General features: G+C 55.9%; 12 protein-coding genes. 3 read left to right on the top strand and 9 right to left on the bottom strand.

Features of this window, described 5'->3' with window-relative positions; translation table 11 throughout:
- Positions 1-122 precede the first annotated feature (122 nt).
- Both LVJ78_RS12505 and LVJ78_RS11600 read left to right on the top strand, forming a co-directional pair.
- Complete coding sequence (locus LVJ78_RS12505) at positions 123-563, top strand: DUF3302 domain-containing protein (protein WP_132953491.1); 441 nt, start codon at positions 123-125, stop codon at positions 561-563.
- Entirely contained in the window at positions 563-1,696 is a 1,134-nt protein-coding gene (locus LVJ78_RS11600) for an HlyD family secretion protein (protein WP_132953490.1), read from the top strand. Before LVJ78_RS12505 ends, LVJ78_RS11600 begins: the two co-directional genes overlap by 1 nt.
- A gap of 228 nt (positions 1,697-1,924) precedes the next feature.
- Here LVJ78_RS11600 and LVJ78_RS11595 read toward each other — a convergent pair whose 3' ends face one another.
- Both LVJ78_RS11595 and LVJ78_RS11590 read right to left on the bottom strand, forming a co-directional pair.
- Positions 1,925-2,410 carry a GlcG/HbpS family heme-binding protein gene (locus LVJ78_RS11595; RefSeq protein WP_132953489.1) on the bottom strand — a complete coding sequence of 162 codons (486 nt, stop codon included), beginning with the start codon at positions 2,408-2,410 and terminating at the stop codon, positions 1,925-1,927.
- A gap of 148 nt (positions 2,411-2,558) precedes the next feature.
- A complete protein-coding gene (locus tag LVJ78_RS11590; protein WP_132953488.1) occupies positions 2,559-3,800 on the bottom strand; it encodes an aromatic amino acid transporter in 1,242 nt (413 codons plus the stop codon).
- A gap of 505 nt (positions 3,801-4,305) precedes the next feature.
- Here LVJ78_RS11590 and LVJ78_RS11585 point away from each other — a divergent pair.
- Positions 4,306-6,471, top strand: a complete 2,166-nt coding sequence (locus LVJ78_RS11585) for a primosomal protein N' (protein WP_132953487.1) — start codon at positions 4,306-4,308, stop codon at positions 6,469-6,471.
- Positions 6,472-7,068: 597 nt separating this feature from the next.
- On the opposite strand, the gene rpmE is transcribed toward LVJ78_RS11585, so the two are convergent.
- The 7 genes from rpmE to LVJ78_RS11550 all read right to left on the bottom strand — a co-directional run bounded on the left by rpmE (position 7,069) and on the right by LVJ78_RS11550 (position 13,032).
- Positions 7,069-7,284, bottom strand: coding sequence for a 50S ribosomal protein L31 (gene rpmE, locus LVJ78_RS11580; RefSeq protein WP_132953486.1), 216 nt, complete (start codon positions 7,282-7,284; stop codon positions 7,069-7,071).
- 191 nt (positions 7,285-7,475) lie between these two features.
- The gene (gene cysS, locus LVJ78_RS11575; RefSeq protein ID WP_132953485.1) at positions 7,476-8,891 is read right to left on the bottom strand and encodes a cysteine--tRNA ligase; all 1,416 of its coding nucleotides are present in this window, start codon (positions 8,889-8,891) and stop codon (positions 7,476-7,478) included.
- 65 nt (positions 8,892-8,956) lie between these two features.
- Entirely contained in the window at positions 8,957-9,322 is a 366-nt protein-coding gene (locus LVJ78_RS11570; RefSeq protein ID WP_132953484.1) for a hypothetical protein, read from the bottom strand.
- A gap of 62 nt (positions 9,323-9,384) precedes the next feature.
- Positions 9,385-10,536 (bottom strand): GTPase ObgE, encoded by a 1,152-nt coding sequence (gene obgE, locus LVJ78_RS11565; protein ID WP_132953483.1) that lies wholly within the window; start codon positions 10,534-10,536, stop codon positions 9,385-9,387.
- Between the two features lie 165 nt (positions 10,537-10,701).
- Positions 10,702-11,118, bottom strand: coding sequence for a L,D-transpeptidase family protein (locus tag LVJ78_RS11560; protein ID WP_132953482.1), 417 nt, complete (start codon positions 11,116-11,118; stop codon positions 10,702-10,704).
- Positions 11,118-11,579 (bottom strand): outer membrane protein assembly factor BamE, encoded by a 462-nt coding sequence (locus LVJ78_RS11555; RefSeq protein ID WP_132953481.1) that lies wholly within the window; start codon positions 11,577-11,579, stop codon positions 11,118-11,120. The genes LVJ78_RS11560 and LVJ78_RS11555 overlap by 1 nt, the downstream gene beginning before the upstream one ends.
- Before the next feature lie 79 nt (positions 11,580-11,658).
- The gene (locus tag LVJ78_RS11550) at positions 11,659-13,032 is read right to left on the bottom strand and encodes a YadA family autotransporter adhesin (RefSeq protein ID WP_132953480.1); all 1,374 of its coding nucleotides are present in this window, start codon (positions 13,030-13,032) and stop codon (positions 11,659-11,661) included.
- Between the last annotated feature and the right edge of the window lie 22 nt (positions 13,033-13,054).

The following is a 13,054-nucleotide window of genomic DNA, read 5'->3' as shown; positions in this document are numbered from 1 at the left end:
TTACTTTTTTGAATTGATATAAGGCTGGTAATACGCGTTTATCCGATATTTTTAAATAATAAGGTCATGCCATATTCCTAAATTAGGCATGGCATTTTTTATGTTTGACTCAAGAGAATGATATGTTTTTAGACTATCTGGCACTTTTCTTTCTGGTTTTTGCGAGCCTAGCGATTTTTTATGGTGTGATCGCCATTCACGATATTCCTTATGAGATCGCCAAAAAACGCAACCATCCGCATTTGGAAGCCATTCATTATGCCGGCTGGGTGAGTTTGTTTACTCTGCATGTGATTTGGCCTTTTCTGTGGATTTGGGCCACGCTTTGGCATAAGGAAAACGGCTGGGGCAACGGCAACCACCAAAAAGAGAGCCAATCCATGCAAAAGCTGGGCGCGCTGGCCGACCAAGTGCCCGAATTAAAGGAAAGCACCCGCAAGCTCGAAGCCGAAGTGGCTCGTTTAAACCAAGAGCTGCAAGCGCTTTCCACCCGACTTCACGCTCAATCTGAGATTAACAACAGCAACAGCACACAAGAGCAGAAAAACGAAGGAAGCATATAATGGAATTAATGATTTTAGTGATTTATGCCTCTGTTTGCGTGGGCATTTTCAAGCTGTTTAAAATCCCGCTCACCAAATGGAGCGTGCCCACGGCGATTTTGGGCGGCGTGGTGTTGCTGCTGTCGATGCTGTTGTTTATGAACTACAATCATCCGCACACCAAGCTCACCACGCAATATTATGTCATCACCCCGGTGTTGGCCGATTTGCGCGGGCGGATTATCGAGGTTACGCCCACTCGTGCCGACCAATTGATTAAAAAAGGTGAAGTTTTATTCAAAATCGACCCCGAGCCTTTTCAGGCGGCTGTGGATATGCGCAAGGCCGAGCTGGCGGCTGCCGATCAAGGGCTGGCTTCGCTGAGCGCCGACTTGAGCGCGGCCAAGTCTTCTTTGGAAGAAGCCCGTGTGCGCTTGAAACAAAGAGGCCAAGAATACGAGCGCTACCGCGCCCTCTCCGGCACCGGTGCGGTAACGCAGTCGGATGTTGATATTGCCAACCGAGAATACTTGGCTGCCAAGGCCAATGTGGAAGCCAGCACCGCCAATGTGCAAAAAGCCCAAAGCAGCTACGGCTCTGCTATTAACGGCGTGCACACCAGCGTGGCCGCCAAAGAAGCCGCATTGCGCCAAGCACAGTTTGAGCTCGATTCCACCGTTGTGCGCGCGCCTACCGATGGCTATATCACGCAAAACTTCTTAAAAGAAGGCATGATGACCAGCACCTTGCCGCTGCGCCCGCTGATGACGTTTGTGCACCAGCAAGACAGAATGTATGTGGCTGCCTTCCGCCAAAATTCCCTGCTGCGTCTCAAAGCGGGCGATGAAGCGGAGCTGATTTTCCCGGCCATTCCGGGCAAAGTGTTTAAAGCGGAAGTGGTGGGCGTGTTGCCGACCATAGGCGAGCACGAAGTGCAGCCCAATGGCATTTTATACACGCAGAAATTTATTGACAGCTCGGCGCGCACCATGGTGCAGCTCAAGCTGAAAGAAGATGTTTCTGCTTATCACCTGCCTTTCGGCACCACGGCAGAAGCAGCGGTTTATACCGAGCATGCCCATCATTTGGCCATGATGCGCAAGATTTTGCTGCGGATGAACAGCTGGAAAAATTACCTTTATTTGGATCATTAAGTAAGATTGATGTGCAAACTTGAGGCCGTCTGAAAAGCATTCAGACGGCCTCAAGTTTTATACAAGCGTAGGCATTCATGCGTACGATGACGCCGCAAAAAACGTAGCAAACGTAGGTACGATTAGCTTTGTCAAAACAAAGCGTAATCGTACGCATGGTGCACACACATAACGCACAACAGGCCGTCTGAAACCCTTCAGACGGCCTGTTGTGCGCATTGCTTGCCTTCAGCGCAATAAAGCTGCGGCACCGGCGTTGGCCACATCTTCGTCTTCATCCACCGAACCGCCGCTCACGCCCACGCTGCCGACGATGGTGCCTTTTTTATCCAACAGCAACACACCGCCGGCGAAAATCACCAAGCCGCCGTTGGTGGCTTCAATGCCGTAGAGCGGCCGGCCGGGCTGGGCGGCCTTGCCCAGGGCGCGGGTGGACATATTGAAATAGCGGGCGGTGCGGGCTTTGCGCTCGGCAATGTCGATGCTGCCCAAAAAGGCATCGTCCATGCGGGCGAAGGCTTTCAGGTTGCCGCCGGCATCCACTACGGCGATATTCATCGGCACTTTGATGGCTTCGGCCTTGGCTTGCGCCGAGCGCACCACGGCTTGCGCTTGCGCCAGCGTGATGTCGCCGGGCAGGGTTTTGACAGGGCTCGCAGCGAAGGCGGGTGCGGCGAGGACGAGCAGCAGGGCGGCGGTTGGGATAAGTTTCATTTCTATCTCCTTGAAATTAAAAAATTATTGTTCTTTAATTAAGCACTATTTTTGCTTGTGGGTCAATGACAATATAGGCAAAGTAAACAGGCCGTCTGAACACAATGTTTCAGACGGCCTGTTTGAATGCTGCCGAATTGTGCAAGCTTCAGCCTTTAAACACCGGCACTTTTTCCAGTTGGCTCAATATCTGCGCGGCAATGTTGATGAGGCCGAAGGCAAACACCCACACCACCAGCCATAAGCCGCCATACACGCGATAGCCGTGGCTTTGCGGAAATTTTTTGCGTGCTTTATAGAGCAGCATGGCCGGGGTGAGCGCGGTCCATACGGCGGCGGCCAAGCCCACGTAGCCGATGGCGGTCACAAAGCCGGTGGGGAAAAGCAGGCAGGCCACGAGCGGCGGCAGAAAGGTGAGCGCGGCGGTTTTGCTGCGTCCGGTGGTGGAATCGTCCCATTTAAACACATCGGCCAGATAGTCGAACAAGCCCAGCGTCACGCCTAAAAACGAAGTGGCAATCGCCAAATAGGCAAAAAACGACAACACCGTGGCCATGCTGCCGGTGGGCACGAAAGCCGACAGACTCTCAATCAACACAGAAACCTGCCCCTCGGCCGCAATCACCGGCGCAAACGCGTGGCGCGGCAGGTTGCCTTGAATCGCCAGCTGCCACAGCACATAAATCACCAGCGCCATCAGCGTGCCTACCCACAGCGCGCGCGCCACTTTGGGCGCATCGCCGTTGAAATATTTCAGCAGACTGGATACATTGCCGTGAAAGCCGAATGAAGCCAAACACACCGGCAGCGCCGCGGCCAGATAAATCCAATAACGTGTGCCCTCGGCGGCTTGTGTGTCCAACAACACCGGCAGCTGCACATGCGTGAGCAGGCCGCCGGTGGCCCAGAAAAAGCTGATAATCATGCCGCCGATTAAAATACTGGTGAGTCGGTCGACCAAGCGGGTGGACGCCCACACGCAAAATGCCAGCACCACAAAAAACACCAATTGCCCGGCCGGCAACCCCACTTCGCTGCCGAGCAGATTGCCCAATCCTTTAGCGGTGAGATCGCCGCCCACGAAAATATAGGCATAAGTGAGCAAATAAAGCACAAACGCCACCGCAATGCCGTTGACGATATTCCAGCCTTGGCCGAGCAAATCTTTCACTAAGGTGTCGAAGCTCGCACCGTGCGGATAATGGGTATTGACCTCCAGCAGCATCAGGCCGCCGGAGAGCATGGAAAACCAAGTGTAGAGCAGCACTGCCAGCGAGCCGGCAAACCACACGCCCGAAGTGGCGGTGGGGTTGGCAAACATGCCGGCACCAATCACGGTGCCGGCGATAATCAGCGCGCCGCCCAAAAGCGACGGGGTTTTGGCAGACATACACATCTTTCTTTTCAGGCAGCATAAAACACAGGCCGTCTGAAACAAATGGTTTACAAAACTTAAAGAAAGCATTATGCCGAAAAACAACCCGATTGTAACGTTTAAATGTGAAAGGCCGTCTGAATATTGGGTTTCAGACGGCCTGCTTGGTAAATTTGAAGGGCAATGTGTTTATAGATACGGCAACTAATTATTGAATATTCAGATCCTCTTGCCCGCAGCAGAAACCTGTTCCCTCTCCCGTGGGAGAGGGCTAGGGAGAGGGCAACAAGCCAAAGGCTTGTTTGCCGGCATCTGAAAATGTTCAATATTTAATTGCCGAATCAATAGTTAAACCTAAAAACAAGCTGAAGCGTTCTTTGTTTTGCCGTGTTGTTTATGCGGTGTGCTGTTTGCAGCCTTTGCTTGCTTGTTTTTGAGGTTGGGTGCGATGTCGATAGGCCGTCTGAAAATCCGTTTCTGTTTCAGACGGCCTGCTGGAAATGTCGGCTATAATGCACGCATGATTTACCACCATATCGCCCTCAATGTGCCGCTGGCCGGCGGCCTGCTCACTTATGCCCACCCCGAAGCCTTAAGCGCCGGCACGCGGGTGGCGGTGCGCTTTGTCAACAAAACCGTGGCCGGCATTGTGTGGCAGAGCGGCATTACACCCGATATCGACCCCGCCAAAATCCTGCCGCTGCAAGCCGTGTTTGCCGATGAGCCGCCGTTGCCCGAAGCCTGGCGGCGGCTGTTGGCTTTTGCCGCCCGCTATTATCATTATCCGCTCGGCCAAGCGGTGGCCGCGGCGCTGCCGCAGGGTTTGCGCGAAGCCCGCCCCGTTGCGCTGCCCGAGCCGCCCTTATTTTACAGTTTAACCGAAGCAGGCCGTCTGAACGCACCGCCAGAGCGCCACCGCAAACAATATGCGTTGTGGCAGGCGCTGTGCGGCGGCAGCCTGAGCATGGCCGCGCTCAAAAAAATCAACCCGCAAGCGCCCAAGCTTATCGGGCAATGGCAGGCGCAAGCGTGGATAAACGCAGATGCCGCCGCCTTGCCGGTGTTGAGGCCGTCTGAACACATTTTAAATGAGCAGCAGCAGGCCGCATCAGCGCACATTCAGGCCGCATTCGGGCGCTTTCAGCCGTTTTTGCTCTACGGCATCACCGGCAGCGGCAAAACCGAAGTGTATTTCGATGCCGTGGCCAAGGTGCTGGCCGAGGGGCGGCAGGTGCTTTTTTTGCTGCCCGAAATCAACCTCACGCCGCAGCTGCTCAAGCGCGTGCAGGCGCGTTTTGCCGATGTGCCCACCGCCGTGCTGCACAGCCAAACCGCCGCCGGTGCACGCACGCAGGATTATCTGCGCGCCATGCTCGGCCAGGCAAAATTGATTATCGGCACGCGGCTGGCCGTGTTTACGCCGCTGGCCGATGTGGGGCTGATTGTAGTGGATGAAGAGCACGACGGCTCGTTCAAGCAGGAAAACGAATTGCGCTACCAAGCCCGCGATTTGGCCGTGTGGCGCGCGCAGCAGGCCGCTTGCCCGATTGTGCTGGGCAGCGCCACGCCCAGCCTCGAGAGCTGGCACAAAGCGCAAAGCGGCGCTTATACCCTGCTCGAATTGGGCGCGCGCGCCCGCGCCGCCGCCGCGCTGCCGCAAGTGGATGTGCTGGATGTGCGCCGCCTGCCGCTCGATAACGGCTTTTCCGAGCCGGCGCTGAAATTATTGCAAGACAATTTCAAGCAGGGCGGCATGTCGCTGGTGTATCTCAATCGGCGCGGCTTTTCGCCCGCGCTTTTTTGCAGCGACTGCGGCCACACTTTCGGCTGCCCGCGCTGCTCGGCAAAAATGGTGCTGCACCGGCGCGCGCGGCAATTGCGCTGCCATCATTGCGACTACCGCCAAGCCGTGCCTTATAAATGCCCCGATTGTGGCAATCAGGATTTAACCGCTGTGGGGCAGGGCACGCAGCGTGTGGAAGAAACCTTGCGCACCATGCTGCCGAAGGCGCGTATCGAGCGCGTGGATCGCGACAGCACCGCGCATAAAAACGATTGGGCGGCTTTGTATCAACGCATCGGCGCCGATGAAATCGATATTTTGGTGGGCACGCAAATGCTGGCCAAAGGCCACGATTTTGCGCGGCTCAATCTGGTGGTGGTGCTCAATGCCGACGGCAGCCTTTATAGCGCCGATTTCCGTGCGCCGGAGCGGCTGTTTGCTGAATTGATGCAGGTGTCCGGCCGTGCCGGCCGCGCCGATGCGCCGGGCAGGGTGTTGATACAAACCCAGCTGCCCGATCATGGCGTGTTTGCCGCCATCAAAGCGCAGGATTACCGCCGCTTTGCCGATGCCGAGCTGGCCGAGCGCCGCCTTTTCGGCCTGCCGCCTTTCGGTTTTCAGGCGGCCATACGCGCCGATGCCCTCGATATCCGCGCCGCCATGCAGTTTTTGCAGGAAATAAAAGAAAGCGTGGCCGCGCAATTGCCCGAAAGCGTGGTGCAAATGGGCCCTGCGCCCATGTTGATGGTGCGTCTGGCCGAGCGCGAGCGCGCACAATTATTTTTGGAAGCGCCTTCGCGCAAAGATCTGCACCATGCGCTCGCCTTGTGGGGGCAGGCGCTGGCGCAGGCGCGCGCGCATAAAATCAGATGGTCGGTGGATGTGGATCCGCAAGAGGTTTAGCGGCGGGCTGGGCGTCCTGACAATTCGTTTATGAGGAGGATTTTGTTCCTGAAAATGCAGATGCAAGGCAAAAAACGCAGCAAGGTTGGACACCTTGCGAGGCTTTTTAACGCGGCAGATGCGTTTTCAGGGGCGAAATACACCCGTAAATCGAGTTGTCAGGACGTCCTGGGGTAATAGAGAGGCTGTCTGATGCCCATCCTAAAAAATTAACCTTGCCCAATAAATAAAAGCCGTTCGACCGCACCATCTGCGTAGATTGGGTTGATCAACCCAGCGTTTCAGACGGCTTGTGGATTTGTTGGGTTTACAATCCAATCTACCCGCTAAAAAATAATATACAAACAGGCAACTCGTAGATTGGGTTGATAAATCCAACGTTTCAGACGGCTTGTAGATTTGTTGGGTTTACAACCCAACCTACCTATTTGGTATGGCTTGTCGTTTGGTAAGCTTATTTTTTGAATGGATATTATTTTTGTATCAGTTTTCTTTGATTTCACCACAGAAAGGCCGTCTGAAAAGTTTTCAGACGGCCTTTGCAAAAGCCATAAAAAAAGGCTGCCGAAGCAGCCTTTTTGAGCAAATGTTTGCCGATTAGCGTTTGAACATATTGCCGAATTTTTGGTTGAACTTGTCCACGCGGCCGGTGCTGTCAACGATTTTTTGTTGGCCGGTGTAAAACGGATGGCATTCAGAGCACACCTCGATGGTGAACGTTTCTTTTTCCATCGCAGATTTGGTGGTGAATTTGTTGCCGCAAGAGCAAGTTACGGTGATTTCGTGGTAGTTGGGGTGAATACCTTGTTTCATGATGTTTCCTTTCGGTTAGCGGGCACAGGGGTTTTGCCTGTGCTTCAAAGGCCTAGTGCTTAGGCAAGCTGGCTATTTTGCCAAAAAAAGGTTGTGCTGTCAAGCGTGTAAGCTTTTCAGGCTGCCGGCTTTCAGACGGCCTGTTGCTAGGGTCTGTTCACATTGTGATGAAGTGTGAACAGACCCTAGGCTCAGCCGCGCCGCCAGGTGGTGCCGCCTGCGCCGTCTTCGAGAATGATGTTTTCGGCGTTGAGCACATCGCGGATGCGGTCGGATTCGGCCCAGTTTTTATCGGCGCGCGCTTGTTTGCGCTGCTCGATTAAGGCATCGATTGCTGCGTTGGTGAGGCCGTCTGAAGCCGCGCTGCCTTGCAGAAATTCAGCCGGATCGCGTTGCAGCAGGCCGATGATGCCGGCCAGCGTTTTGAGGCAGCCGGCCAGATGGGCATCGCCGGTTTTGTTGACTTCGAGCGCCAATTCAAACAACACGGCCACGGCTTCGACGGTGCCGAAATCATCGTTCATGGCGGCGAAGAAGCGGCGGGTGTAATCGTTGGCATCGTTGCTTAAATCAAATTCGGCCGGCGGGGTGTTTTTCAGGGCGGTGTAGAGGCGGGTGAGTGCGCCTTTGGCATCATCCAAATGCGCATCGGAATAATTGAGCGGGCTGCGGTAATGCGCGCGCAGAATAAAGAAGCGCACCACTTCGGCATCGTATTTCTGCAACACTTCGCGGATGGTGAAGAAATTGCCCAGCGATTTGGACATTTTTTCGTTGTCCACGCGGATAAAGCCGTTGTGCAGCCAATATTTCACATGGCTGTCAATCAGCTTGCCGTTTACCTCGTGCGTGTGGCAATGCCCTTGCGCGCCGCAGCTTTGCGCGATTTCGTTTTCATGGTGCGGAAACTGCAAATCGGCGCCGCCGCCGTGGATATCGAAGGTGTCGCCGAATAATTGTTCGCCCATGGCCGAGCATTCGATGTGCCAGCCGGGGCGGCCGTTGCCCCACGGGCTGGGCCAGAAATCGGCTTCATTGGGCTTGGCCGCTTTCCAGAGCACGAAATCGAGCGGGTCGCGCTTAAATGAATCCACTTCCACGCGCTCGCCCGCGCGCAAATCATCCAGCGATTTGCCCGATAATTGGCCATAGGCGGGAAATTCGCGCACGGCGTAATACACATCGCCGTTTTCAGCCGCATAAGCTTTGCCGTTGGCAATCAGCCGCTCAATCATGGCAATCATCTGCGCCACATGTTCGGTGGCTTTGGGCTCGACATCGGGGCGGATCACGCCCAGCGCATCGGCGTCTTCATGCATGGCGGCAATAAAACGCGTGGTCAATTCGCCGATGGTTTCGCCGTTTTCAGCGGCGCGGGCGATGATTTTGTCGTCGATATCGGTGATGTTGCGCACATAAGTGAGCGGATGGCCGCTTTGGCGCAGCCAGCGGGCAATCATGTCAAACACCACCATCACGCGGGCGTGGCCGAGGTGGCAATAATCGTAAACCGTCATGCCGCACACATACATGCGCACGTTTTCGGGGTTGAGCGGAACGAAGGTTTCTTTTTGGCGGGTGAGGGTGTTGTAAACGGTTAGCGACATCGTGTTTTCATTTCATCGGGGTTGTGCGGGAGGCCGTCTGAAACGTTTCAGACGGCCTGATTCAATTATTTTATCAAGCGCCATTGTTGGTTTTCACGCATCAGGCGCACTTTGCCGTCGCGCGAGGCATAACCGCCTTTCACCGCTTCGAGCAAGGTGTTTTGCGGCACATCGGCGGCGAAGATTTCGGCTTGGGCTTTGTCTTCGGAAAAAATCACATACACGGCCAATGTGGAGTTGGCGGGGTCGTCAAGCTTCAAATCTGCTGCTTGCCACGCTTGCACGCATGTTTGTTTGAGTGCAGACCAGCTGTAGCCGGCGGAGCCGATGCAGCCGTGGGCATCGCGGTCGCCGCCAAGTGTGGGTTCAGACGGCGCAGCACAAGCGCTAAGCGCGGTGGCGGCGATGAAGGCGGCGAGGGCGGTTTTCATTTCAGACGGCCTTTCTTGTCGGTTGTGCCGAATCCGGCAAATGCGTGCGGTTGCAGACGGCCTTATTCGGCTTTAAACACGGAAGTGTCGGTTTTCACTTCATCGGCCGGCACAGCGGTTTGTGCGGCTTTAGCGGCGGCATCGGCTTCGGCGGTGAGGCGTTTTTTCTCGGTGAGGTATTGGCTGATTTGCTGCACCAAAGCTTGCGTGCCTTGGTGGGCGAGCGCGCTGATTTTAAACACGCGCGGGGTGATCATGTCGAATTCGAAGCGGTCGTCGGGGGCGGGATAATCCCAGCCGATGGCTTCGAGAAAGGCCGCCGCGCGCGCTTGGGCTTCTTCTTCGCTGAGCATATCGAGCTTGTTGAGCACGAGCCAGCGCGGTTTGTCAAACAGCTCTTCATCGTATTTGCGCAATTCGTGCACAATCGCCAAGGCTTCGTCGGCGGGGCTCACGGCTTCGTCAAACGGGGCCAAATCCACCACGTGCAACAGCAGGCCGGTGCGCGAGAGGTGTTTTAAAAAGCGGTGGCCGAGGCCGGCGCCTTCTGCTGCGCCTTCGATGAGGCCGGGAATGTCGGCCATCACGAAGCTGTGGTTTTCATCCATGCGCACCACGCCGAGGTTGGGGTGCAGGGTGGTGAAGGGGTAATTGGCGATTTTGGGGCGCGCGGCAGACACGGCGCTAATCAGGGTGGATTTGCCGGCATTGGGCATGCCGAGCAGGCCGACATCGGCCAGCACTTTCAATTCGAGCTGCAAGGCGCGTGTTTCGCCCTCTTCGCCGGGTGTGGCGTGTTTGGGTGCGCGGTTGACCGAGGATTTGAAATGGATGTTGCCCATGCCGCCTCTGCCGCCTTTGGCTAGGCACACGCGCTGGCCGTGGGCGGTGAGGTCGGCCACGGTTTCTTCGGTGTCGATATCGCGGATCAGCGTGCCCACGGGCATGTGCAATTCGATGTCGTCGGCACCTTTGCCGTAGCGGTCGCCGCCGTGGCCTTTTTCGCCGTTTTTGGCTTGATAGCGCTTCACGAAACGGTATTCCACCAAGGTGTTGATGTTTTCGTCGGCCACGGCCCACACGCTGCCGCCTTTGCCGCCGTCGCCGCCGTCGGGGCCGCCGCGGGGCACGAATTTTTCACGGCGGAAGCTCACGGCACCGTTGCCGCCTTTGCCCGCCACCACTTCGATTTTGGCTTCGTCGATAAATTTCATAGTGTTCTCAAATAGGGTTCAGACGGCATATGCTTGGCAGGCCGTCTGAAAAAAATAATGGGATATTCAAGATTATAAAGGATATGTCAAGAGGCCGTCTGAAAACTTGCGCCGTTTGCTGCGGGCAATAAAAACCCATGCGCAATATATCGGCATGGGCTGGGTTTAGCGGATTTCTACCACAAAATAAGATTTGAGCTTTTCATACACATCGTCGGTCACGTTGATGCAGCCGTGGGTGATGTAGCGGTCGGCCGCGTTGGGCGAGGCGATGCGCTCGAGCCGGCGCTCTTCGGGCTTGAGCGTCCACACGCGGTGGATGGCGTAGAGGTATTTTGCATCTTCTTTAAAGCTCATCACATCGCCGCCGTAGCCGCGCCGGTCGGTTTTGACGATGTTGAGGTCGAACGTGCCTTTGGGGGTGTCTTTGCCGACCAGCACGGGATAACAGCGCTCTTCTAGGCACAATTCGGCTTTTTTGGTGTCGACCACCGCTTTGCGCTTGCGCGGATCAGCGCCAAAAGCCTGAGCGCAAAGGCTCAGGCTGATCAGGGTAATCCAAAGGGTTTTGCCGCTGTGCATTATTGGCGGATGGGCTTGGGCGAGGCCACCACTTCGCGGATAATCACTTCGCGTTGCGGCTCTTGCGGACGCGGGGCGCAGCCTTCGGGCAGCCAATGGAAGGTTTGGGCGTTCATGTGTTTGTCAAACAGGATTTTGTATTGACAGGTTTTGATTTCGCCGGCTTCACGATAGTGAAACACATAATTCCATTCGCGCACGCCATAGAGGCCTTCGTTGAAATGCGGGCGGCCGATCAATTCGTAGATTTGATCTTTGTTCATACCCGCTTCGATGGTGCGCACGTTGTCCCAGTTGGGCCATGAGCCGTTTTGGGTGCCGCTGTGGCGCAAAGTGGTTTTTTCAGCATCAGGCCAGATGGGGTTGTCGGTGGTGCCCTCTTTGGTCACTTTGCTCAAATTGCCGCAGGCAGCCAAGGCCAGCGCCGCCACAAGCGGCAGCATAATTTTTGATGGTTTCATATGTGCTTGTCCTTATTGATATTGATGAGTTGCGGGATGGTGCGGCCGTCTGAAGCTTTCAGACGGCCTTATCGGGCGTTTACCACTGATAGCCTACGCTGCCGCCCCAGTTGATGTTTTTCTGGGTGTCGATGCCCAAGCCGACTTTGGTGGACCATTTGTTGTTGTCGGAATTGGTGGCATAGCCCAAAGCCAGTGCCTGCTCGCCACGGTAGCCACCCACTGCGGCGGAAACCATGCTTTTGCCCGCTTCGTTGGGGCGTTGCAAGAAGGCAATGGCGGTGGCACCTGCAATACCGGCGCGCAAGTCTTTGTCCATATCATCAATGCGGTTATTGATGTTGTTGATTTGGGTGGAGTTGTTGTCGATTTGGTTGGCTACTTGGTAAAGCTGGCTGCCGTTGATAGCATCGGTGCTGGTCGATGTGATGCGGCCGGCAGCCACGTTGGTGATGGTGCGCTCGGCGCCGGTGTCGCCCACGCTCACGGTGCCCACAGGTGCGGCGCCGGCAAAGCCGCCGTAGGTGATGCCGTTAACGGTGGCTGAAGAGGTGCCCACTGCGGCGGCTGTGGCAGAGTTGGCGCCCAAGGCTACGGAATTTTCGTCTGTGGCTTTGGCGTTACGGCCGATGGCAACCGATTGGTTGCTGGCGGCGCTCGATTGTGCGCCGATGGCAACGCTGGCATCACCTGCGGCATTGGAATATTCACCAAAGGCAGAAGAATATTTTCCGCCGGCATTGGCTTCCGAACCAACAGCCGTGCTGGCAGTGCCGCTGGCAGTCGCCTTGTTGCCGAGGGCGGTGGCATAAGTGGCGCTGGCGGTTGAATTATAACCATAAGCGGAAGATGAAATTGCTGTGGCTTGCGCCTTGGCACCCACGCCTGTGGCAGAGGTTGCAGTAGCTTGTGCTTCGGTGCCGATGGCGGTTGCCGAGCCGGCCGTAGCAGAAGCACCGGAGCCGGAGGCCAATGATCTGATGCCGCTGGCTGTCGAGCCTGCGCCAATTGCTGAAGATAAATTACCGGAAGCGGCTGCGCCAGAACCTATGGCTGTGCTTTGCCCGCCGGTGGCTTTTGATTTACGACCGATAGCGGTGTCGGCATTGGCTGAAGCAGCTGATTCCTCGCCGAGTGCGATTGCAGCTGAACCGGTTGCGTCGGCGGATGCGCCAATGGCCACAGCGGATTCTGCGCCGGCATTGGCACGAGAGCCTACGGCGGTGGAAGCCAAGCCGCTGGCTTTTGTCCAAGTGCCGATGGAGGTGGCATAGCTGCCGCTTGCACCGCTGCCGTCCTGATTGTCACGGCTTGCGCCAAGATCGTTGATGCCGACGTAATCAGCAGCAATGGCCGGCAGTGAAAAAGAAGCCAAGCCGGCCAACGCTAATGCGGTGGCGATTTGGCGGCCGGCGGAAACCGGCGCGGGGTGGATATGTTTGTGCTGACTCATGATAAGCTCCTTGGGATTTGAT

This window comes from Uruburuella suis (assembly GCF_022870845.1).
Taxonomy (GTDB): Bacteria; Pseudomonadota; Gammaproteobacteria; order Burkholderiales; family Neisseriaceae; genus Neisseria; species Neisseria suis.
The sequence above is the reverse complement of the archived record's forward strand: the minus strand, read 5'-3'. Positions and strand labels throughout refer to the sequence as shown.